This window comes from Halorubrum sp. SD626R, from assembly GCF_001261915.1.
Lineage (GTDB): Archaea > Halobacteriota > Halobacteria > Halobacteriales > Haloferacaceae > Halorubrum.
Genome location: NZ_CVRT01000005.1, coordinates 1 through 21,888 on the forward strand (window position 1 = coordinate 1; position 21,888 = coordinate 21,888).

At 71.4% G+C, this 21,888-nt stretch carries 22 protein-coding genes and 1 pseudogene; 8 read left to right on the plus strand and 15 right to left on the minus strand.

Annotated elements, in window-relative coordinates; all coding sequences use genetic code 11:
* Positions 1-217: pseudogene (locus tag SD626R_RS00160) on the minus strand (serine/threonine protein phosphatase); the annotation flags it as partial.
* 145 nt (positions 218-362) lie between these two features.
* On the opposite strand from SD626R_RS00160, the gene SD626R_RS00165 reads away from it, so the two are divergent.
* Positions 363-1,250 carry a lipoate--protein ligase family protein gene (locus SD626R_RS00165; protein ID WP_092561821.1) on the plus strand — a complete coding sequence of 296 codons (888 nt, stop codon included), beginning with the start codon at positions 363-365 and terminating at the stop codon, positions 1,248-1,250.
* Between the two features lie 38 nt (positions 1,251-1,288).
* Here the strand turns inward: SD626R_RS00165 and SD626R_RS00170 are convergent, their stop codons facing one another.
* Positions 1,289-1,828 carry a redoxin domain-containing protein gene (locus SD626R_RS00170; protein ID WP_092561824.1) on the minus strand — a complete coding sequence of 180 codons (540 nt, stop codon included), beginning with the start codon at positions 1,826-1,828 and terminating at the stop codon, positions 1,289-1,291.
* A gap of 87 nt (positions 1,829-1,915) precedes the next feature.
* Here SD626R_RS00170 and SD626R_RS00175 point away from each other — a divergent pair, with 87 nt between their 5' ends.
* From SD626R_RS00175 to SD626R_RS00190, 4 genes are all read left to right on the plus strand, one after another.
* On the plus strand, positions 1,916-2,791 hold the full coding sequence (locus SD626R_RS00175) for a deoxyribonuclease IV (protein ID WP_092561827.1): 876 nt from the start codon (positions 1,916-1,918) through the stop codon (positions 2,789-2,791).
* Positions 2,792-2,881: 90 nt separating this feature from the next.
* On the plus strand, positions 2,882-3,343 hold the full coding sequence (locus SD626R_RS00180) for a hypothetical protein (protein WP_092561830.1): 462 nt from the start codon (positions 2,882-2,884) through the stop codon (positions 3,341-3,343).
* Positions 3,344-3,404: 61 nt separating this feature from the next.
* A complete protein-coding gene (locus SD626R_RS00185) occupies positions 3,405-4,220 on the plus strand; it encodes a class I SAM-dependent methyltransferase (protein ID WP_092561833.1) in 816 nt (271 codons plus the stop codon).
* A 61-nt stretch (positions 4,221-4,281) separates the two neighbouring features.
* Positions 4,282-5,010: a glucose 1-dehydrogenase gene (locus SD626R_RS00190; RefSeq protein ID WP_092561836.1), complete on the plus strand. Its 729-nt coding sequence runs from the start codon at positions 4,282-4,284 to the stop codon at positions 5,008-5,010.
* Positions 5,011-5,013: 3 nt separating this feature from the next.
* Here SD626R_RS00190 and SD626R_RS00195 read toward each other — a convergent pair whose 3' ends face one another.
* The 5 genes from SD626R_RS00195 to SD626R_RS17425 form a co-directional block, all read right to left on the minus strand.
* Entirely contained in the window at positions 5,014-6,168 is a 1,155-nt protein-coding gene (locus SD626R_RS00195; protein WP_092561839.1) for a pyridoxal phosphate-dependent aminotransferase, read from the minus strand.
* Positions 6,169-6,256: 88 nt separating this feature from the next.
* Positions 6,257-6,901 (minus strand): DUF7095 family protein, encoded by a 645-nt coding sequence (locus SD626R_RS00200; protein WP_092561842.1) that lies wholly within the window; start codon positions 6,899-6,901, stop codon positions 6,257-6,259.
* Between the two features lie 46 nt (positions 6,902-6,947).
* Entirely contained in the window at positions 6,948-7,505 is a 558-nt protein-coding gene (locus SD626R_RS00205; protein WP_092561845.1) for a Mut7-C RNAse domain-containing protein, read from the minus strand.
* Positions 7,505-9,301 carry a DNA polymerase/3'-5' exonuclease PolX gene (polX, locus tag SD626R_RS00210; protein WP_092561848.1) on the minus strand — a complete coding sequence of 599 codons (1,797 nt, stop codon included), beginning with the start codon at positions 9,299-9,301 and terminating at the stop codon, positions 7,505-7,507. Before polX ends, SD626R_RS00205 begins: the two co-directional genes overlap by 1 nt.
* An 81-nt stretch (positions 9,302-9,382) precedes the next feature.
* Complete coding sequence (locus SD626R_RS17425) at positions 9,383-10,735, minus strand: MFS transporter (RefSeq protein ID WP_394324686.1); 1,353 nt, start codon at positions 10,733-10,735, stop codon at positions 9,383-9,385.
* A gap of 104 nt (positions 10,736-10,839) precedes the next feature.
* On the opposite strand from SD626R_RS17425, the gene SD626R_RS00220 reads away from it, so the two are divergent.
* On the plus strand, positions 10,840-11,268 hold the full coding sequence (locus tag SD626R_RS00220) for a DUF2237 family protein (protein ID WP_092561854.1): 429 nt from the start codon (positions 10,840-10,842) through the stop codon (positions 11,266-11,268).
* 30 nt (positions 11,269-11,298) lie between these two features.
* Here the strand turns inward: SD626R_RS00220 and SD626R_RS00225 are convergent, their stop codons facing one another.
* Both SD626R_RS00225 and SD626R_RS00230 read right to left on the minus strand, forming a co-directional pair.
* A complete protein-coding gene (locus tag SD626R_RS00225) occupies positions 11,299-11,760 on the minus strand; it encodes a DoxX family protein (protein ID WP_092561857.1) in 462 nt (153 codons plus the stop codon).
* Positions 11,761-12,822, minus strand: coding sequence for a beta propeller repeat protein (locus SD626R_RS00230; RefSeq protein ID WP_092561859.1), 1,062 nt, complete (start codon positions 12,820-12,822; stop codon positions 11,761-11,763).
* Between the two features lie 81 nt (positions 12,823-12,903).
* On the opposite strand from SD626R_RS00230, the gene SD626R_RS00235 reads away from it, so the two are divergent.
* Positions 12,904-13,938 (plus strand): TatD family hydrolase, encoded by a 1,035-nt coding sequence (locus SD626R_RS00235; RefSeq protein ID WP_092561862.1) that lies wholly within the window; start codon positions 12,904-12,906, stop codon positions 13,936-13,938.
* Between the two features lie 465 nt (positions 13,939-14,403).
* Here SD626R_RS00235 and SD626R_RS00240 read toward each other — a convergent pair whose 3' ends face one another.
* Both SD626R_RS00240 and SD626R_RS00245 read right to left on the minus strand, forming a co-directional pair.
* On the minus strand, positions 14,404-15,288 hold the full coding sequence (locus tag SD626R_RS00240) for a fumarylacetoacetate hydrolase family protein (RefSeq protein ID WP_092561864.1): 885 nt from the start codon (positions 15,286-15,288) through the stop codon (positions 14,404-14,406).
* 34 nt (positions 15,289-15,322) lie between these two features.
* A complete protein-coding gene (locus tag SD626R_RS00245) occupies positions 15,323-16,678 on the minus strand; it encodes an amidohydrolase family protein (protein ID WP_092561867.1) in 1,356 nt (451 codons plus the stop codon).
* 98 nt (positions 16,679-16,776) lie between these two features.
* On the opposite strand from SD626R_RS00245, the gene SD626R_RS00250 reads away from it, so the two are divergent.
* Positions 16,777-17,385, plus strand: a complete 609-nt coding sequence (locus SD626R_RS00250; protein WP_092561870.1) for a TetR/AcrR family transcriptional regulator — start codon at positions 16,777-16,779, stop codon at positions 17,383-17,385.
* Between the two features lie 47 nt (positions 17,386-17,432).
* Here the strand turns inward: SD626R_RS00250 and SD626R_RS00255 are convergent, their stop codons facing one another.
* From SD626R_RS00255 to SD626R_RS00270, 4 genes are all read right to left on the minus strand, one after another.
* Entirely contained in the window at positions 17,433-17,840 is a 408-nt protein-coding gene (locus SD626R_RS00255) for a Zn-ribbon domain-containing OB-fold protein (protein WP_137782679.1), read from the minus strand.
* Positions 17,837-19,033: a thiolase C-terminal domain-containing protein gene (locus SD626R_RS00260; RefSeq protein WP_092561882.1), complete on the minus strand. Its 1,197-nt coding sequence runs from the start codon at positions 19,031-19,033 to the stop codon at positions 17,837-17,839. Before SD626R_RS00260 ends, SD626R_RS00255 begins: the two co-directional genes overlap by 4 nt.
* 1 nt (position 19,034) lies before the next feature.
* Positions 19,035-20,279 (minus strand): CaiB/BaiF CoA transferase family protein, encoded by a 1,245-nt coding sequence (locus SD626R_RS00265; RefSeq protein ID WP_092561873.1) that lies wholly within the window; start codon positions 20,277-20,279, stop codon positions 19,035-19,037.
* Positions 20,280-20,482: 203 nt separating this feature from the next.
* On the minus strand, positions 20,483-21,712 hold the full coding sequence (locus SD626R_RS00270; protein WP_092561876.1) for an MFS transporter: 1,230 nt from the start codon (positions 21,710-21,712) through the stop codon (positions 20,483-20,485).
* Positions 21,713-21,888: the final 176 nt, after the last annotated feature.

Genomic DNA, 21,888 nt, shown 5'->3' on the forward strand with positions numbered 1-21,888 from the left:
GGTACCCCTCGTACTGGATCGTCTTCCGCTGGATCAGCTCGCGGTCGAGACACCGGTCGATCCGGTAGTCGACCTCCTCGCGCGTCAGGTCGGCGTAGTCGGGGAGCTTGTCCCGACGGACCCACTCCGAGAACCGCATCCCCTGCTCGACGCCCGAGAGGAGATAGAAGTCCTCGGGGTCAAGCTCCGCCATGTCGCCGGCGACGTTTCGGACCATACGCGTCCCTACTCCGGCGATTCCTAAAAGGGACGCGCGTTCCGCGAGCGGAGCGATAAACCGTCACGCGCGATAGCGAATCGAGCGCGACCCGTTCTCCCGCCCGAGCGCAACCGCTTTCGGGGCGGCGGGCGGAGCAGAGAGCATGACCGCGCCGACGGGGAACTGGCGGCTGATTCGGGAGGAGGCCCGGCCGGGGCCGATGCAGATGGCGCTCGACGAGGTGGCCGCCGAGACGGCGGCGGCGGGCGGACCGGCGACGGTCCGGACGTATCGGTGGGAACCGAGCTGTCTCACGCTCGGCTACCGGCAGGACCCGGAGACGGTCGACTGGTCGTTCTGCGAGCGCGAGGGGATCGACGCGACGCGCCGCCAGACCGGCGGCGGCGGGATCTACCACGACTCGCGCGGCGACGTCGCCTACTCGATCGCGGTGCCCGCCGCCGACGTGCCCGGCGAGCTGCTCGACTGCTACCACCTGCTCTGCGAGCCGGTCCTCGACGCGTTCGACCGCCTCGGGATCGACGCCGACTACGTCGAGGAGTCGGTCCCGGAGCTGTACCGTCCCGCTTGTTACCTCCGGGAGCTGCACCCGGCACACGACGTGGTGGCGACCGGTCCGACGGGAGGCGATGCCGGCGGCGCGGCGGGGGCCCGGAAGACCGCCGGCAACGCGCAGTACCGCAAGCGCGACGCCGTGATCCAGCACGGGTCGCTGACGTTCTCGGTCGACACGGAGCGCCACCTCGGCGTCTTCGACGACCCGCCGGTCGCCCCGGACGAGTTCCGCGAGCGCGTCGTCGGGATGGCGGATCTCGTCGACGTCGACCGAGGCGACGCCGTGGCGGCCGTCGAGGCGGCGCTCGTCGCGTGGGTGCTCGGCGCGGCCGACGGCGCCGCCGGACGCGACGGGGTCGCGCTCGACCGCGACGGCTCGTGGTCGAGCGCGGAGCTCGCGCGGGCCGAGGAGCTCGTCGAGGCGAAGTACCGCGACGACGGGTGGGTCCGGACGCGACCCGGCGACCGGTCGTAGTCGGGTCGGCGGCCGGAGTCGAGTCGCTCCCCGACGGTTCAGGAGCCGAAGCCGAACGAGTCCGGCTCCTCGGTGTCGACCCGATCGCGGATCGCCTCGTGAATCTCGCCGACCGGCGGCACGTCGCGGGTCGGGTCGAGCCAGTGCTGGCTGAGCCATCGGTACCGGACGGTCCGGTCGGCGTCGAGGAGGAAGCAGGACCGGCGCGACCGCTTCGCGAGCCCAAGCACGCGGTACACCACGTCGAAGGCGTCGGCGATCGCCAGGTCCGGGTCGGAGAAGATCGGGAACGTGAGGTCGAGCCGGTCGATGAATCGGCGGTGGAGTCGGCTGCTGGACTTGCTCGCGCCGACGACCTGCACGGCGTCGCCAGAGGCGAACCAGTCGAAGTCGCGGAAGGCGCACCACTGCTCGATGCAGTCGGGACTGAAGTCGGCGGTGTAAAAGCACAACAGCACGGGGCCGTCGGCCAGCAGGTCGTCGAGCGCGACGGTCTCGACCCCGCCGCCGGGGGCGACGAGCTCCTCGGCGACGTTCGGGGCGCGCGCCCCCACGGCGAGACCGAAATCGTCGGTCATGGCGGAAGCACACCGTCGGCGGTAAAAAGTCGCGCGGTCCGCCCGGCGTTCCGAAGGGGCTTTTTCAGTCGCCCCCCTCGTAGCGGTATGAGTCTCAAGGTCGGTGCCCACGTCTCGATCTCCGGTTCGAAGGCGTCCAACGATCCCGAAACGCCGCCGTACGGAAACATCGCGAACGCGGTGTTCAGACAGAAGCAGTTCGGCGGCAACTGCGGACAGATATTCACGCACTCCCCGCAGGTGTGGCAGGACCCGGACATCGGCGACGAGGAGGCCGCGCAGTTCCGCGAGGGGACCGAGCGCGACCTGGAGGGACCGTGGGTGATCCACACCTCCTACCTCGTCAACCTCTGTACGCCGAAAGAGGGGCTTCGCGAGAAGTCGCTCGACTCGATGCAGAAGGAGGTCGACGCGGCCGCGACGCTCGGAATCCCGTACGTCAACGTCCACCTCGGCGCACACACGGGGGCGGGCGTGGAGGGCGGCCTCGACAACGCCGCGAGCGTCATCGACGACATCGACGTGCCGGACGGCGTGACGATCCTGATCGAGAGCGACGCGGGCGCCGGGACGAAGCTCGGCGACGACTTCGAACATCTCGCCGGGATCATCGACCGCACCGAGACCGACATCGACGTCTGCGTCGACACGGCCCACGCGTTCGCGGCGGGCTACGACCTCTCGACGACCGAAGCGGTCGACGAGACGGTCGCCGAGTTCGACGACGTGGTCGGGTTGGAGCACCTCAAGTACATCCACCTCAACGACTCGAAGCACGCCTGCGGCACGAACAAGGACGAGCACGCCCACATCGGCGAGGGCCACATCGGCGAGGCCGGGATGGAGCGGATCGTCAACCACCCCGACCTGGTCGACGTGCCGCTGGCGCTGGAGACGCCGACCGAGGACGGCAAGAGCTTCGCGTGGAACATCCAGCGCGTCCGCGACCTGCGAGCGGAGTAGGCCGTTAGGAGGGCGGACGGCGCCGATCCCGTGAGATCAGTTAAAAACGTCCGACGCGCCTTTATACATCCGGGGGCGCGATCCACGGATATGACCACCACGGAGGCGCTCCTCCTCGGTCGCCGGCGCCGGTTGGCTCTCACGATGGTCGGCGGGTTCGCCGTCCTCGTGGCGCTCTCGCTGGCGGTCGCGGTCGTCGCCGACCGGGCGGACATCCCGACCGCGGCGGCGCTGACCGACCGGCTCGTGCCCCTCTTGGTGTTCTACGCGCCGGCGCCGATCGCGGCCGTCGGCGGGTACGCGCGCTGCGGCGGTCCGGCGTGTCTCGCGGTGGGCGCGGTGCCCGCGGTCGTCTTCGCCGGGCTCGTCGTCGTCGGGACGGTCGTCGGCGTGCCGGGCGTGGGCCCCGGCGACGCCCCGCTGGGGGGAGTGACGATGGCGTTCGCGGCCGTCGGAGTGAGTGGTGCCTTCGTCGGCTACTGCGCCGGCGTCACCGCCGCGCTCCTCGGCGACCTCGTCGGGATCGGGGGCGGCGGAGACGACGAGGAGTAGGATCGGCGCTCCGCCGCCCGTCTTCCCCACGTTTAATTCGTCCCGCGCCGAACGCGGGCCCGTGCGACGCTTCTCCGCGGAGTACCTCGAACACACCCGACAGGGGATGTGGGCCGACGGGCGGGCGGCCCTCGCGGACCTGGAGCTGTCGAGCCGCCGCCGCGTCCTCGACGTCGGCTGCGGCACCGGCGAACTGACCCGGGTCCTCGCCGCGGAGGCGGGGCCGGACGCGACCGTGATCGGCGTCGACGCCGACCCCGACCTCCTCGCGGTCGCCCGCGAAGAGACCGGGCTCCCGTACGTCGCCGGCGACGCGACCCGGCTCCCGCTCCCGGACGACGCCGTCGACCTCGCCGTCTGTCAGGCCCTCCTCATTAACCTCCCCGACCCGAGCGCCGCGGTCCGGGAGCTCGCGCGCGTCTCCTCGGAGCTCGTCGCCGCGGTCGAGCCGGACAACGGCGACGTGACGGTGGAGTCCACCGTGGCCGCCGAGGAGCGGCTGGAGCGGGAGGCCCGCGAGGCGTACCTCGACGGCATCGACACCGACGTCGCCCTCGGCGACCGCGTGCGGGAGGCGTTCGCGGCGGCGGGACTCGACGACCTCCGGACGCGCCGATACGTCCACGAGAAGCGGACCGCGCCCCCGTACGCGGAGCCCGCGCTCTCGTCCGCGGCGCGGAAGGCCTCCGGGGCCGGGCTCGCCGACCACCGCGAGGAATTGGTGTCCGCGACCTCCGTGGACGCCTACGACGACCTCCGCCGGCGCTGGCGAGAGATGGGTCGCGAGGTGGTCGACGCGATCGGCGACGGCGAGTACGAGCGCGTCGAGCGCGTCCCCTTCGACGTGACGGTGGGGCGGGTCGGGACCGGGGGCTGAGGGGGCGATCCGCCCCGCCGACTCCGGAAAACCGAAGTCGACCCGGAGCGACCAAGCCGGTATGCCGGCCGCACTCGTGACGGGCTCTTCGAGGGGTATCGGACGGGCGATCGCGCTGCGCTTCGCCGCCGACGGCTACGACGTCGCCGTCAACTACCACACCAGCGACGAGGCCGCCGAGGCGGTCGCGGAGGCGGTCCGCGACCGGGGCCGCGAGGCGGTCGCCGTCGGCGCGGACGTCTCGGACGCCGACGCGGCCGCGCGCCTCGTGGAGACCGCCGCCGACGCGTTCGGCGGGCTTGACCACGTCGTCAACAACGCCGGGATCGACCAGCACGTGTACACCGCGGATCTCGACCCGGACGACTTCGACCGCGTGATGGACGTCAACGTCAACTCCGCGTTCAACGTCACGAAGGCGGCGCTTCCCCACCTCCGGGCGTCCGACGACGACCCGTCGGTGACGAACGTCTCCTCCATCCTCGCGCACACCGGCGCGCCGATCGAGTGCCACTACGCCGCCTCGAAGGGGGCGCTCCTCTCGCTCACCCGGAGCCACGCCGAGGACTTCGCGCCCGACGTGCGGGCGAACGCGATCGCGCCCGGCCACGTCGAGACGGACATGACCGACGACCGGACGCCCGAGGAGAAGCGCGAGGAGCTGGCCGAGATCCCCGTCGACCGGTACGGCCAGCCGGAAGACATTGCCGACGCGGCCGCCTACCTCCGGGACGCGACGTTCGTCACGGGAGAGACGCTGAACGTGAACGGCGGGGAGCTGATGCGGTAGCGGTCAGAACTCGGCGAGCCCGGCCTCGATCCGGTCGAACCCCTCCTCCAGCCGGTCGACGGAGTTCGCGAAGGAGAGCCGGAGCCGCCCGGGGGCCGTGTCGCCGAAGCCGTCGCCGGGCGCGAGCACGACGCCGTGCTCGCGGAGGAGGAACTTCGCGACGTCGATCGCGGGCGCGTCGATCCCGGGGTCGAGGAAGGCGTAGAACGCGCCCTCGGGTCGGGGGGCCGAGAGCCCGTCGATGGCGTCGATCCGGTCCATGACGAGGTCGCGTCGCTCCTCGAACGCGCGGTACATCTCCGCGAACGGCTCCTGGGGACCGGTCAGGGCCGCGATCGCGGCGTGTTGCGCAACGCTCGACGCGCAGGCCGTGGTCGACTCGCGGACCGTCGCCACCTCGTCGATCACGTCGGGGTCGCCGGCGAGCCAGCCGAGCCGCCAGCCGGTCATCGCGTACCGCTTCGAGCAGGAGCCGACCGTCAACACGTGGTCCGGACCGCCGGTGTAGGCGGCGATCCCCTCGGCGGGACCGTCGTAGGTGAGCCCGAGGTACACCTCGTCGGCGATCACGTAGGCGTCGTGATCCGCCGCGGCCTCGACGACCGCCCGACACTCGTCGCGGTCGAAGACGCGCCCGGTCGGGTTCGAGGGCGTCGTGAGCACGACCGCCGCGGTGTCGTCGCTCATCGCGTCGATGACGCGGTCGGCGTCGAGCGCGAACCCCGTCTCGGCGGGCATCGGGACCTCACGGAACGTCCCGTCCGCGAGCGTCGCCTGGGTCTCGTAGTTCGGCCACGTCGGCCCGGGGACGATCAGCTCCTCGCCGGGCGAGACCGTCGCGAGGACCGCGAGGTGGAGCGCCTCCATCCCGCCGACGGTGACGACGATCTCGTCGGGGTCGTGCTCGACGCCGTACTCGGTCGCGAGCGTGTCGCTGATCGCGCGCCGGCACTCGGGCAGGCCCGCGTTCGAGGTGTAGTGGGTCGCGCCGCCGCGGGCGGCGCTCGCGGCCGCGTCGATCACGTGTTCGGGCGTGTCGAAGTCCGGTTCGCCGACCTCCAGCCTGACGAGGTCGCCGTCGTGACGCTCCGCGAGGTCGAACATCACGCGGATCCGCGAGCGCTCCGCGCGTCGGACGCGGTCGGTGGGCGTGGGCATACCGTCCCCACGGCGAACCGCGCAAAAAACCGTCCGGTGGCGGCCAAACGCGGCCAGGAGGCGGAAACGGAGGCGGTCGGCGTCCCGCCTACACCATGTCGCCGCGCACCGACGCGCCCTCCTGTTCGGCGCGCCGGCGTTCGAGCACGTCCGCCGCCTCGCTCGCGGCGTCCTCGTCGGCGCCGAGCATGCCGAGCGCTGCCGGGAGCGTCGGCATCGCGAGGGAGGCCTCGCGCAGCCGGTCGAACGCCTCCTCGTCGCGAGTGCCGTCGACCCACAGGCAGACGCCGCGGGGGTCGAGCACCTCCTCGTAGGCGTCGCGGGCGAGCGCCCCCTTCAGGCGCTGTCGCACGTTGTCCTCGAAGCTCGCGTTACACACTTCGAGGTGGATCGGCTCGTCCTCCGCGACGAGCTCGGCCGCGAGGCACTGCTCGGGGGCGGCGTACCCGTTGTCGCTCGCGCGCACGCGATCCGGGTGCGCCTCGGCCCACTCGGCGCGCACGGAGGTGCCGACGCCCTTCACGCCGTACTCCGCCTCGAACGCGGCGGCCGCGTCGGCGTCGCCGCCCATGATCACGTCCTTGGTGAGGTAGACGTCGAGGCGCTCGACGGGATCGAGCCCGAGCGCGACGTCGCCGAACGCCCACACCTCGCGGACGGGGACCGGCATCGTCTCGTCCTCGACCCGGTCGACGAGCGTCGCCAGCCGGTCGACGGCCTGCTCGCGATTCATTGCGAGCCCGTAAGCGGGTCGCGGGCAAACCGGTTTCGCTCGGGGATCACAGCGCGTCGAGCCGCTCGGCGACCGACGCCCAGTGGCCGCCCTTCCAGAACCAGCGCCCGCAGTCGCGACAGCGCCAAGCAGGGCGGGGGTCGTCGACGGCCGACTCCGCCCCGCCCGCCGGCGACGCCCCCACGTCGTCGGGAACGTACTCGGGGCGGTCGTCGGGGTCGACGTCGATCCCGTCCGGACCGATCCGCTCGACCGGCCCGTTGCAGTCGCCGCAGCGGGTCGGTTCCGCGGCGAGTTCGACCGAGAACCCCGCGGCCGAAACCTCACGGAGCTGGTCGAGCACGTCGCGCTCGGTGAGGAGGAGTGCTCCGGGGTCGCGGTCGGCGGCGCGCGCCGCCAGCTCCCGGTTGCGAGTGATCAGGATTCGGCCCTCCTCGGCCGCGATCGACAGGAGCGCGTCGTCGGCCTCGGCCCCGCGGTCGAGCGCGTACGCCGCGTCGTAGCCGCACATCCGGAGGTACGTCGCGAGCTTCCCGCACATCGCGTCGCAGAGGACGCGAGGGGAGTCGTCGCGGGTCGACGCGCCGCCGTCGTCGCCCGCCATCAGCCGTCGAGGAACTCGCGCAGGTCGGCGGCCGACCGCGCGTTGAGGATATCGGCGGTCTCGGCCCACCCGCGCCGCGCGGTGTGGACGCCGTATCGGGCGTTGTCGAGCTCGCGGGGCGAGTGCGCGTCGGTGTTCACCGCGACCGCGGCGCCCGCGTCGAGCGCGGCCCGCACCGCGTCGCCGTCGGCGTCGAGGCGGGCGGGGTTCGCGTTCACCTCGATCGCGGTGCCGGCGTCGGCCGCGGCCGCGACGACCGCCTCGATGTCGGGCGAGACGCCCGGTCGGCTATTGATGATCCGGCCGGTCGGGTGGCCGAGGACGTCGACGTGCGGGTGTTCGACCGCCCGGACCAGCCGCTCCGTGGCGGCGTCGTCGTCCTGCCCGAGGGCGGAGTGCGGCGAGGCGACGACGAGGTCGAGGTCGGCGAGGGCGTCGTCGTCGGTGGTGATCGCTCCCTCGACGTCGATGTTCGCCTCGATCCCGTGGAACACCGCGATATCGGCGTCGACCTCGCCGTCGATCTCGCGGCCCATGACGGCGCCGTCGAGCTCGCCCACCGCCTCTTCGATCGCCGCGGCCTGCTCGGCGACCTCGGCCTCGTCGAGGCCGGTGTTCCCGAAGATCCCCGGACCGGCGGCGTGGTCGGTGACGACGTGGTAGTCGTATCCCCGATCCGCGGCCGCCTCGATCATCTCCGCGATAGAGAAGCCGCCGTCCGACCAGTCGGTGTGGGTGTGGAGGTCGCCGCGCAGGTCTCCGGTCTCGACGAGGTCGGGGAGCTCGCCCGCCGCGGCCGCCTCGACCTCGCCGTTGTCTTCTCGCAGCTCCGGCGGAACCGGGTCCATGTCGAGCGCCTCGTAGACGCCGGCCTCGGTCTCGCCGGCGACGCGCTCGCCGACCCGCTGGCCGGCGTCGGGGTCGTCGACGCCGCTCACGTCGAACAGCCCGTACTCGTTGAGCTTCAGATCGCGGTCGATCGCGCGGTTGCGCACCGCGACGTTGTGGGCCCGAGACCCGGTGAAGTACTGGAGCGCGGCGCCGAACTCGGCGGCGTCGACGACCCGGAGGTCGACCCGAGTCCCGCTCGCGCGGACGCTCGCCTTCCCGGTGCCGGCCTCGATTGTCGCGTCCGCCTCGGGCCAGTCGGTGAACGCCTCGACGACCGGCTCGCGCGCGTCGCTGGCGACGAGGAGGTCGATATCGCCGATGGTGTCCTTCCAGCGCCGGATCGAGCCGCAGACCTCGACCGACCCGACCGCGTCGAGGTCGGCGAGGTACGCGAGCGCCGCGTCGGCGACGGGCCGCGCGTCGCCGAGTCGGGTGCGTTTGCGGGCCTCGCGGGCGAACGGGATGTTCTCTAAGATGTTCTCCTCGGTCTTCGCGCCGAAGCCGGAGACCTCGCGGATCTCACCGGCCTCCGCGGCCGCTTCCAGCTCGTCGAGCGTGGTGACCCCGAGCGCCTCGTAGAGGCTGCCGACCGTCTTCGGACCGACGCCCTCCACAGCCGTGAGCCCCGCCATGTCGACGGGCAGCTCCGCGCGCAGCTCCTCCAGTTCCCCGATGTCGCCGGTTTCGAAGTACTCGACGACCTTCGAGGCGATCGCGTCGCCGACGCGGTCGATCTCGGCGACGGCGTCCTCGCTCTCGCCCGCGAGGTTCTCGATCGGCACGGTGTGCTCGCGGACGTTCTCGGCGGCGCGGCGGTAGGCCGTCGGCTTGTACTCGACGCCCGTCGCCTCCAGCAGGTCGGCGAACTCCTCTAAGAGGGCGGCGACCTCATCGTTCCGGCTCATTTGTGCGGCGTTCGGTCGGGCGCTCCTTATACTGCCCGGCGGCGGCTCGGGCCCCGTTCGCACCCGAACGCCGGCGGTCTGTCAGCCGGCTGCTCCGCCGACCGGCTGCGCCGCGGCGGCGTACCGGCGGACGAGGAGCACCAGCGCCGCGCCGAGGGTCACCAGCCCGCCCGCGGCGCCGAAGGCGACGCCGTAGCTCGCGGCGGCGAGCCAGCCCCCGGCGACGCTCCCGACCCCGCCGGCGAGCGCGCCGAGGGCGGCGTGGGTCCCGAGCGCCTCCCCGCGGATCGACAGCGGCGAGAGCCGCGTGACGAGCGTGCCCCCGGTCACCGCGATCACCGCCCACGTCACCCCGATGACGGCGAAGGCGACCGCGGCGGCGCCGAAGCCGAGCGTCGCCGCGCCCCACGCCGCGCCGACGAGCGCGACGACGGGGAACACGACCGCGCGCGTCGAGAGCGAGGCGATCTGGAGGAGGGCGGCGTCGCGGTCGGCGGTCAGCCGCCCCGCGGCGCCGAAGAAGGCGGCGGCGGCGACCCCGTTTATCAGGTACAGCGCGAAGACGCCGTCGGAGCCGAAGCCGACCTCGGTGAGGAACGCCGGCAGCGGCGCGAAGAAGACCGCGAACCCGGCGAACACGCAGAAGACGGCGAGGAAGTACAGCGCGAGCGCCGGCGTGAACCGCTCGGCGAACCGCCGGGGGTGGAGCCCGCGGAAGTCGGCCCGCCCGACGGTGAACGGGAACGCGGCGGTCCGGACGCTGAACCGGTCGGCCGCGCGGATCGCGCGCCGGAGGCGGGTCCCCGACGCGCGCCGGTCGGCGCCGGGACCCGGGTCGGCCGGCAGCGTCCGGATCCCGAGGAGGAGACCGAGGGCCGCACAGACCGCGAGCGGGACGAACAGCAGCCGGATCACGGCCTCGGGCGGGAGGAACCGCCCGCCGACGCCCGTCCAGACGGCACCGAGCAGCAGCCCGAGCGCCCAGCCGATCCCCTGATACTGGTTCAACAGCGCGATCCGCTCGCTCCAGGCGCTCTCGGGCGCGTCGGCGACCGCGAGCAGCGTCAGGACGGGCGTCGCCGCCGCGAACGCGAACCAGATCGCGCCGTTCGCGAGGACCACCGGCGTCACTCGATCCGTGAGGGGGATCACGGCGATTCCGACCGCGACGAGCGCCAGCATCGCGAGCACGATCTCCCGGTTCTTGCCGGTCCGGTCGGCGATCCGGCCGGCGCCGAGCGCGGCGGGGACCCCGACGACGGCGGCGACGGCGGCGAGCACGCCGAGCACGAACGGCCCCCCGCCGAGCTCGACGACGTACAGCGGGGCGACGAGCGAGGCGCCCCCGAGCGCGACCGAACCGAGCCCCCAGCCGTACAGCCAGCGTTCGGCCATGCCACCCGGTGGAGCGGGCCGCCGGATAGGCGCACCGATCCGCGCGGTGGGGTCGTGGGGGCAGCTCCCCCGTCGAACGCGGGCCCGAGGCCGGGTGCGTCCCCGGCGCCAGCGATAAGTCCCGCACGCCCCGAAGGGGGAGCGTGTCCATCGACGAGAGCGACGACGGCGAGGCCGACCGCAACGCGCTCGGCGGGGAACTGGAGCCCTGCGGCCGCGAGCCGGTGACGGGGTACCTCCGCGACGGCTACTGTCGCGACGTCGACGGCGACGTCGGCGAGCACACCCTCTGTGCGGTCGTCACGGCGGAGTTCCTGACGCACAGCCGCGAGCGGGGCAACGACCTGATCACGCCGCGGCCGGAGTTCGACTTCCCCGGGTTGGAGCCGGGCGACCGCTGGTGCCTCTGCGTCGGCCGGTGGGTCGAGGCGGCCGACGCCGGGGTCGCGCCGCCGGTCGTACTGGAGGCGACGGACGAGTCCGTGCTGCGCGCGGTCGACCTCGACCGGCTCCGGGAACACGAGTTCGATCCGGAAACGTTTGATCCGGAGAAATTCGGTTCGGAGGAGTAGCCGGCGCGGCTCCCCGAAGCGGACCGTCCGCTACTCGTCGTCGCCGTCGGCGGCGTCGAGGAAGACGATCGCGCCGCCGAGCAGCGCGAGGTTCTTCAGGAAGTTGATCTTGTTGCCTTGGCGCTCTTTCCCTTCCATCGTCCAGAAGTCGTGGATCGACGGGGTCGTGCCGAGGAAGAACACGACGAGCGCGCCGGCGGCCGCGCGCGGGAGCCGCCAGAGCACGATCCCGAGGTTGGCGACGAGCAGCATTCCCGTGACGAACGGGACGAGCACGTCGGGCATCGGGACGCCCTTCTCCTCGGCGACCGCCACCCGCTTCTCGTTGTTCTTGAAGCCGTCAATCGCCATGTACGCTAGGACGCCGCCGTACAGCGTCCGACCGAGCAGGGAGGGGGCGTCGGAGCCGCCGTCGGTCGTCTCGGGGGCGTCGGCCTCCGCCGATGCGTCGGCGTCCGCCGCGTCGTCGGCGTCCGCGATCTCGTCCGCCATTCAGACCACCTCGATGCGGCTGACGTTCGCGTCGACGCGCCCGATCGTCTCGTAGGTCGGTGCCTCGTCGCCTTCCCCGTCGAGGCGCCGCATGATCCGGCCCTCGACGTCGTCGCGCTGGTCCGGCACGTCGAACAGCCCGGAGCCGCAGATCACGTCGCCGTCGTGCACGGCCCACGTCTCGACGATCTCGTGGGGCTCGCCGGGGAACTCGACGCGCTCGAAGTCGCGGCCGAAGTTCGTCGACTCGAATAAGGCGACCTCGTGGTCGTCGTTCACCCACGCCGGCGGCGCCTCCTCGCCGCCGCAGAAGAAGACGGTGCCGTCGTGGACGAACGCCCGCCGAATGTACGAGAAGTCGTTCCCGACATCGAGGCGGTCCCACGATCCGCCGGCGTCGGTGGTCCGCCAGAGCCCGCCCTCGCCGACCGCGTGGCCGAGCCCGAGGTTCTCCAGATCATGGTCGAGGTAGCCGGTCGTCGCGAGCCACACGTCCTCCGAGATCGGCAGGACCTGGTGGACGTCGTCGACGATCGTATCCCGTCGGTCCGTCCACGTCCGTCCGCCGTCGTCGCTGAGGTGGATCCCGCCGGCCTCTACCCCCGCGATCAGCCGCTCGGGGCGGCCCGGGACGGCTTCGAGCGCGCGGAGCCTGGCGTAGTGTGGGTCGATCGGCGACTCCCAGTGGCCGCGCGAGGGCAGGTCGCGGAACCCCTTCAGCTCCGTCCACGTCTCGCCGTCGTCGACCGAGCGGAAGATGTACGGGTCGTTGGTGCCGGCGTACAGCGCGCCGTCGGCCGTCGCGAGTATCGACCACACCTCGCTCTGGCCGGCGTGCCAGAAGCGGTCGCCGAGGGGGACCGCCAGGTCCTCCCACGTTTGGCCCCCGTCGCGAGAGCGGTACGCCCCCGTCGAGGAGGCGACGAAGACGCCCTCCGCGTGGTCCCACGACTTCACCGCGGTGACGACCTCGCAGTCGAGGACCCGCTCCGCGTCGTCGCGCTCGAACGGCACGTCGCCGACTCGATAGAGCCCGTCGTCTGTCCCGATCAAAAGTGTCATACACGGATATGTGAGTCGGACGCGTACTAAAGTTTTACCAAGCTGTAAAACGCTAAGTGGCCGGGGCACGACCGGGCGTCCATGCCCGCGCCGCACGCCACCGTTCGCCCGACCGACGCCGCGTACCTCGACGAGTCGCCGCCGGGAGCCGACGACGGCGGGTCGGCCGCCGACCTCCCGACCGAACTGCTGAACGTCCCGTGGATCGACCCGCACAACCACGCGCACACGCTCTCGTGGGAGGACCGCGAGCGGTACGCGCTCTCGGGCTGCCGGTCGATGGTGATGGTGTCGTCGGGGTACCACTGGACGCCGTACAAGCCCGTCGAGGCGAGCGACATCCGCTTCCTGTGGGACGACGCGATCAACCGCCGGCGGGCGATCGAGCGAAACCACTTCTTCGAGGCGAAGCTGGGGCTCGGGGTCCACACCGGAGTCAGGATCGAGAACCCGGACGAGTTGCTGGCCGCGATGGACGACTACTGCGCGCTCGACGAGGTCGTCGCGGTCGGCGAGACCGGCGTGACGCCGAGCCAGCACGTCGAGCGGTGGGACGCCGACGAACAGCAGGCGGTCGTTCAGGCGCAGATGGAACTCGCGGACGACCACGACCTCCCCGTCCTGCTCCACACGCCGAACACGACGCCCGACGCGAAACGCGAGTACCGCGACGACCTCGGCGTGACCCCCGGCTACGAGAAGAACGCCGGACTCGGAACCGAGCCCGTCCTCGACGGCGAGAACCCCGCTCTCGAAGCGGTAAAGCGCGACGTGGTGGCCGCACGCGACGCCGGTCTCGACGAGGAGCGCGTCGTCGCCTCGCACGCGGACGCGAACAACACGGAGTACCTGATGACCGAGACGGACTGCTACCTCAGCTACACCATCGGCCACTCGTGGCTCGTGGGCGTCGACGCTGCCGACGTGGCCGACGCGATAGACGAGTACGGTCCCGACCGAGTCATGATCGACACCGACACCGCGAACGTGCTTCGGACGGACCCGTACGCGGTGAAGCGCGCGGTGTTCGAACTGTATCGGTACGGCATCGGCGTCGACGACATCCGGACCGTCGTGTACGAGAACCCGCGAGACGTGTTCGGTCTGGCTGAGTAGGCGATCCCGGAAGTAATCCGCGGTGCGGTGGCGCGTGCCGACGAGCGCCCGGAGGGCGCGAGTCGCACGCGCGAGGGACGTCGCGAACGAAGTGAGCGACGAGGCTGGGGAGGCGTGAGGCTGCGGTCTCGTGAGCGACCGAAGGAAGCGAGCGAGAGCACGGAAGTCGCAGCCCGTGCAGCGAACGCAGTGAGCGAGCAGGACCGTCTTCCGGCGGTGCTGTGCGGGGTGGGGCTCAAAGGGGCAGTCGCGAGCGCGACGTACGCTCGCTGCGCGCTTCGCTCGGTCGCTCACTGCGTTCGCTCCCTCGTTCCAGTGCTTGCGTCGCCTACGTCGCACTCGCGGCTGGGGCTTTGGAGGTACTCACCGCCGATCTGTAGTCAACTATTTATTAGTGAACGGCTGGGGCTTTGGCGGCTGTCACCACCTCAGCAACGGACGATAGGATATCGACCGAGCGACGGTTTACTCGGTAACGAACTCGTTCGTCAGTTCGCCGACGCCCTCGACGCTGATGGTAACCGAATCGCCGTCGCCGAGCAGCACGGGGGGCTCGCGGTAGACGCCCACGCCGGGCGGCGTGCCGGTGAACACCAGATCTCCGGGTTCGAGCGTGAACGCCTGGCTACAGAACGAGATCAGCTCGTCGACGCCGAAGATCAGGTTCTCGGTCGACGACTCCTGGAGCCGTTCGCCGTTGATCTCGGCGGAGATATCCAGATCGTGAGGATCGCCCACCTCGTCGGTGGTGACGAGGTCGGGACCGGTCGGCGCGAACGTGTCGAGGCTCTTCCCGCGGACCCACTGGCCGTCGCCGTGCTGGAGGTCGCGCGCGGACACGTCGTTGCCGACGGTGAAGCCGGCGACGTGGTCGAGGGCGTCCTCGGGGTCGACGCGGCGGGCGCGCTCGCCGATGACGGCGACGAGTTCGGCCTCGTAGTCGACCTTCTCGGTGTAGTCGGGGTCCCACCGGACCGGGTCATCGGGGCCGACGACCGAGGTGGGAAACTTCGAGAAGAGGACCGGCTCGTCGGGGATCTCGTTGTCGCCCTCCTCGGCGTGGTCGCGGTAGTTCAGCCCGACGCAGACGACCTTCTGCGGGTCGTCGACGGGGGCGGCGCGGTCGAGGTCGGCGGGGTCGCGGACGCCGACGCCCGTCTCCACGGCGTGTTCGACCGCGAGGTCCGCCTTGCGGCGCCACTCCCAGATGGCGAGGAGGTCGCTGGTTCGGTCGGGCACGTGGATCCCGGCGGCGGCGCCGGCCTCGGCGAGGTCGACGACGCCGTCGTCGGTCGCGACGCCGGTCCACGGTGTCTGTTCGTCCGTCGTTCGGTATTGTCCGATTCGCATGTGAAGTGGGATGAGAGGGAGGTGAAGCGGCGCGTTACAGGTCGATGCCGGCCTCGTCGAGCAGGCGCTCGCCGGAGGCGACGAAGCGGTCGAACTCCTCGTCGACCTTCGGGTTCGTCAGTTCGCCGTCGCGCTTGACGACCTCGCCGTCGACGAGCACCGTGTCGATGTGAGAGGGGTCGGTCTGGAAGACGACGGTCTCGACCGGCGAGTGCGACGGCGCCGTCAGGAAGTCGTTCGCGTCGAAGAGCACGAGGTCGGCGCGCTTGCCGGGCGTAATCGTCCCGATCTCGTCGTCCAGACCGAGCGCCTTCGCGCCCTCGATGGTGGCCATCTCCAGGGTGTCGCGCGCGGAGATGCTCACCTCGGTGACCTCCTCGTCGCCTTCGAGGACCGCCTGGTTGTCGAACATCCGCTGGAGCTGCATGCCGATCCGCATCTGGCTCCCCATGTCGCCGCTGATGTTCGAGCAGACGTCGACGCCCCACGCCGGGCGCCCGCCCGCTTCGAGCACCTTCCCGGTGACGGGGATGCCGTGGCCCATCTGCATCTCGACCTCCGGCGTCGACGAGAAGGAGACGCCCTGTTCGACGGCGTGGTCGATGTCCTCCTGCGAGAAGTGGTTCCCGTGGGCGACGTTGACGTCCGGGCCGAGCATGTCCTCGATGCAGCCGAACCCCTGGTAGTCGTCGCCGTACACCGACGAGGGCCACAGCGCGGCGCCCATGTGGATCGTCGACAGCACGCCGAGGTCCCGGGCCAGTTCGAGGTCGCCGCGGGCGGTCTCGTCGGTACAGAAGTCCGGGCCGCGGAGCCCGAGCGCGAGGCTGAGCAGGTCGTCGTCGCGGATCTCCGCCTCGTAGAGCTCGCGGACGTTCTCCTCGGGGAGGCCGACGTCGCTCTCGTACCACCACTTCGCGGCGTCGTCGCCCGGCGGCCCGTAGGTGTACACCGCACGCAGGCCGGCGTCTTTCAGCGCGTCGACGGCGCGTTCCCCGTGTTCGAGCGTGTTGGGGTACGACCAGTCCAGCGCCGTCGTCGTCCCCGTGTGGAGCTTCTCGAAGGCGCCGAAGAGCCCGCCAAGGTACATGTCCTCCGGCCGATAGAGCCCGGTGATGTTGCCGAGCATGTGGTCGAAGTACTCGCCCATGAGCGACCAGTCGCCCGCGATGCCCCGGACCTGCGTCTGCGCGAGGTGGATGTGCGAGTCGACGAAGCCGGGGACGACGATCTGCCCGGTCGCGTCGATGACCTCGGCGTTCTCGGTCGAGAGCCCGTGACCGACGTCGACGATCTCGCCGTCCTCGATCAGCACGTCCGCCCCCGCCAGGTCCCCGATATCGGGATCGAGGGAGACGACCGTCCCGTCCCGGATGATCTTTCGTGTCATGTCCGACTGTACCGTTTGACCATGAGGTTAAAAATTTACCGCGTGGTAAATCGAGATCGGTGGGATCGCTTATATGCTTCACCGTCGGAGGGGATCGCATGAGCGAATCCCGCGAGACGGTCTCCGCCAAGGACACCGAGGAGGTGATCATGGAGGCCACGTTCCGTGCGCTGAGCAAGCACGGATACACCGACCTCCGGATGCGCGACATCGGCGAGGAGATGGACCTCACCCGCCAGGTAATCCACTACCACTTCGACGGGAAGTACGACCTCCTGTCGTCGTTCCTCGAGTACGTCATCGACCAGTACGAGGGGAGCGTCGAGGTGGACGAGTGCGACCCGCGCTCGGAGCTCGACGCGCGGATCGACCAGTGCCTCTTCGGCCCGGAGTTCGAGGAGTTCTCCCACTGGGAGCGCATGAAGGTGTACCACGAGCTGTACACGCACGCGCAGAACGACGGCGACCACCGCGAGATCTTCAACGAGCACTACGACCGCATCCGCGGGAGCATCGTCGAGGTCGTCGAGGACGGGATCGAGCGCGGCGAGTTCGAGCCCGTCGACGCCGAGCGGATGGGCCAGCTCATCACCGACATCATCCACGCCGCGCGCGGCCGCCGGATGGCCCTCGGCCACGAGGACGCGCCGGCGGAGGCGCGGAAGGCGATCGACCAGTTCGTCCTCGACTCGCTGTACGACGACTGACCGCGGACCCTTCTCGTGGCCGAGCCCGAACACCGAGCGCCGGTCGCCTACCCGGGATCGCCGTCGACCGCGTCGAGCCGCGGACGGAGCACCTCGTCCCCGTCGCGGAGCCGGTGAGCGCCCGCGAACGCGACGGCGTCTCCCGGAGAGAGCGCCTCGTCGGCCAGCTGCGCGATCAGCCGCACGCCGTCGAAGGACGCGAGCCCGAGCCGGTTCGGTGACCGGACGTCCGGCGGGGTCATCTCGACCCGCGTCACGGCGACGAGCTCGCCGGTCCCGAGCCCGTACGTCGTCGCGTCCGTTCCCGAGCAGTCGGGACAGCGACGCCGCTGGTAGTACCACCGCCGGCCGCAGTCCGCGCAGCGGAACGCGCGGTCGACCGCGACCGGCTCGTCGAGGGCGATGCCGTCGTCGGGACGGTCGACGCCGTCGGTCGACGAGTCCGAGTCGCTCACGCGGTCAACACCGTGCAGACGCTGTTGTTCCCGAACCCCGCGACGTTGATCGCGAACGCCGTCTCCGGGTCGGGCCCGGCCACGCGACGCTCGGGCGGGAGGTCGCCGCGGATCTGCCACACGAGCTCGACGATCTGCGAGATCCCGGTCGCGCCGAGGGGGTGGCCGCGCGCCTTCAGCCCGCCGCCCGGATTCACCGGGAGCTCGCCGTCGAGGGCGGTCTCGCCGTCGAGCGTCGCCTCCCACGCGGTTCCCGGGTCGTAGAAGCCCAGCTCCTCCAGTTCGAGCAGTTCGAGGACGGTGAACGCGTCGTGGATGCACGCGACGTCGACGTCGTCCGGCCCGATCCCGGCCGCGGCGAACGCGCGCTCGCCGGCGGTCCGGACGCTCTCTAGGGCGAGGGGGTCGGGCCGGTCGGCGACCGCGTGGCTGCCGGTGGCGCCGGCCGCGCTCGCGACGCGGACGGGGTTGGACCGCGAGCGATCGCCGCCGTCGTGCGGCCTCGCGTCGTCGCCCGACGCGGGGGCGTCCTCGTGCGCGATCACGAGCGCCGCGGCGCCGTCGGTCATGGGGCAGCAGTCGTAGAGGCGGAGGGGGTCGGCGACGATCGGAGAGTCGAGCGCCTCGTCGACGGATATCTCTTTCCGGAACTGCGCGAACTCGTTTTCGACCGCGTTCCGGTGGTTCTTCCGCGCGACCGCGGCGAGCGCCTCCCGGGGCGCGTCGTGGCGGTCGAGGTACGCCCCGGCGGCGAGGCCGCCGAAGGAGGGGAGGGTGAGCCCCTGGTCGTACTCGCGGTCGTGGACCAGCCGGCCGATCGCCCCCGTCACCGTCGACGTTTCGGCGACCGACATCTTCTCCGCGCCGACGACCAGAGCGACGCCGCCGCCGCGCTCGACCGCGTCCACGCCCCGGTGACACGCGCTTGCGCCGGTCGCGCTCGTGTTCTCGACCCGGTCGGTCGCGACCCCCTCGATCCCGAGCGCGGCCGCCAGCGCGTTCGCGATCCCGGCCTGCGTCCCGAGGGCCTCCGCGAGGGCGTTCCCGGCGTGGAGCGACGCGATGTCGTCCCAGGCGTACGGGGAGTCCGCGACCGCCCGCTCCGCCGCGAGCGCCGCGAGGCCGACGATCGACCGCTCGGACTCGCCCTCGAACCGCGTCATGCCGACGCCGGCGATCAGCGCGTCCGTCATCTCACGCCTCGCCGTCGCCCGCCTCGCCGCCGTCTGCCTCGTCGTCCGCACCGAAGACGCCATCCTCTGCGAGCGCGTCGATCTCCGCGTCGGAGTAGCCGAGCTCGCGGAACACCTCGCGGTTGTGCTCGCCCAGCAGCGGCGGTGCGCGGTCGAACCCGCTCTCGGCGCCCTCGTACCGGAGCGGGTGCTCGATCACCGGGACCTCGCCGAGCTCCGGGTGCTCGATCTCGGTCACGGTCCCGCGGGCGTCGATCTGGGGGTTGTTCAGCGCCTCCTCGACCTCGTACACCGGGCCGGCGGGGACGCCGGCGTCCTCGGCGATGATCTCGATCCACTCGTCGGTCGTCCGCTCAGTGAGCGTCGCCTCGACCTCCGCCTCCAGCTCGTCGAGGTGGTCGACCCGGTCGGCGTTCACCGCGAAGCGGTCGTCCTCGGGGAGGTCCGGCCGGTCGATCGCCTCGCACAGCTCGCCCCAGAGCTTCTCGTTGAGGATGCAGACGTTGATGTAACCGTCCTTCGTCTCGAACGTCTGGTAGGGGGCGAGCACGGGGTCTTTCGTCCCCATCCGCTTGGTCTCCTCACCGGCGAAGGTCATCCCGGCCTGCTTGGTGAGCCACGGCAGCGTCGCCTCCAGCATGCCGAGGTCGATGTACTCGCCTTCCCCGGTCCGTTCCCGACGGTACAGCGCCGTCACCGCGCCGAACGCGGCCCACATCGCCGTGATGAGGTCGGTCATCGGGAGCCCGACCTTGACCGGCTGGCGCCCCTCCTCGCCGGTGACGCTCATGATCCCGCTCATCCCCTGAATGAGCAGGTCGTAGCCCGACCGCTCGCGCCACGGCCCGGTCTGTCCGAACGCGGAGATGGCGAGGTAGATCAGGTCGTCGTTGTACTCGGCGAGCGTCTCGCGGTCGACGTCGAGCCGCTCGGCGGTCCCCGGCCGGAAGTTCTGGATGAACACGTCGGCCTCCTCGACGAGCTCGTACAGCGCCTCCTTGGCTCGATCGTTCTTCAGGTCGAGTTCGAGGCTCCGCTTGCCGTAGTTCAGCGACCAGTAGTACGGCGACTCGCCCTTGATGAAGGGGGGCCCCGAGTGACGGACGGCGTCGCCGTAGCCGGGCTGTTCGATCTTGACGACCTCCGCGCCCTGGTTCGCGAGCATCGCCGAACAGAACCCGCCGGTGACGAAGGTGGAGAGGTCGACGACTTTGATCCCCTCCAGGATCTTGCCCCGGTCAGTCATCGCCGGTCCCCGCTCGGCGGTCGGTGCGCGTCGGATCGCCCTCGATACCCGCGTCCGGCTCCCGTCGATCGGCGTTCATTGGTGACTGCACATTAGCTTACCATGTGGTAAAACTATCGGCGGTCCGGAAGCTCGTCCCGGTCAGCGGCGGCGCGGACGCGGCTCTCAGCCGATATCGAGCCGATCGAGGGGACTGGCCCCGGTCACTCCGTCAGCCACAGCCCGGCGGCGGCGACCGCCGCCAGCGCCATCGACCCCGCGAGCAGCGCGAACGCGGGGCGGAACCCGGCGGCGTCGGCGACGGTCCCGACGACCGCCGGCGCCAGCGCCCCCGCGCCCATGAGCAGGGTGCGGACGACGCCGAGCCCGCCGCCCGCGAGCCAGTCGGGGAGGACCTCCATCAGGTAGGCGCTCCGGACCGGCTGGAACCCGTGAGAGCCGAGTCCGAACAGGGCGACGACGACCCCGGCGACGATCGCGCCGACCCCCACGCCGGGGACGATCACGAGCGCCGCGAGCGCCGCCGCCGCCAGCCCGAGCGTGGCCACCATCACCGGGAAGCGGCCGACGCGGTCCGAGAGGTCGCCGGTCGCGAGCTGGACGAAGGTCACGGCGAACACGAGCGAGTAGAGGAGGTTCGCCGTCGTCGTCGCCAGCCCGACCTCCCGAGAGAGGTACAACGGGAGGAACGCGACGAGCCCGTTGTGCGCGAACGAGAACCCGATCGTCACCAGCACGAACGCCGAGAACCGCGGGTTTCGAAAGAGGCGAAGGTAGTCGAGGGCGCCCGGATCCGCGCCGTCGTCGTCTTGGTTCTCGGTGTCGCTCGGCAGGCGTCCGGGGATGCGCAGCGCGAAGGCGACCGCGAGCGAGACGGCCGCGACCCCCGTGAGCAGGAAGAGCGCGCGCCAGTCGGCCCCGGGGAGCCGGTCGAGGGCGAGCGCGAGCGCCGCCGGGGGCGCGAGGACGACCACGACGGCCGCGGGAGCGGCGATCCCGCTCAGGGCGCCGAGCGTGTCGTGGACGCCGAGCATCCGGCCGGTCCGGGTCGGGTAGACGCGGGCGAGCAACCGCACGGCGACCGTCTTGTGGACGCCCGTCCCGGCCCCGATGACGACCATCGCGGCGACGAGCGCCGCGAACGGGGAGTCGACGACGAGCGCGAGCGCGCCGACCCCCGCGACCGACGCGCCGGCGACGATCACGCGGATCGGGCCGATCCGGTCGGCGACCGCGCCGCTAGGGAACTGCATCAGCGCGTACGCGACCATGAACCCGGAGAAGGCGGTCCCGATCGTGGCGTTGCTCACGCCGTACGCCGACTGGAGCGACCCGAACAGCGGCGGGAAGAGGTAGCGGACGAACTTGCCGAGGAACCAGATGAGAGAGACGAGGATCAGCACGTCGTAGTCGCCGATCCGCCGGAGGTCCATCGCCAGCCCGTAGCCCGGTTACCTATATAAGCGACCTGAAGCGCCCGGCGTCTGCCGGTACACGCGAACACGGACGGTTCTGCGGTGGCGCGTGCCTCCGAGCGCCCTTTGGGCGCGAGAAGCACGCGCGAGGGAGTCGCTGGCGGCGCCAGCCGCCAGCGACGAGGCTGGGGAGG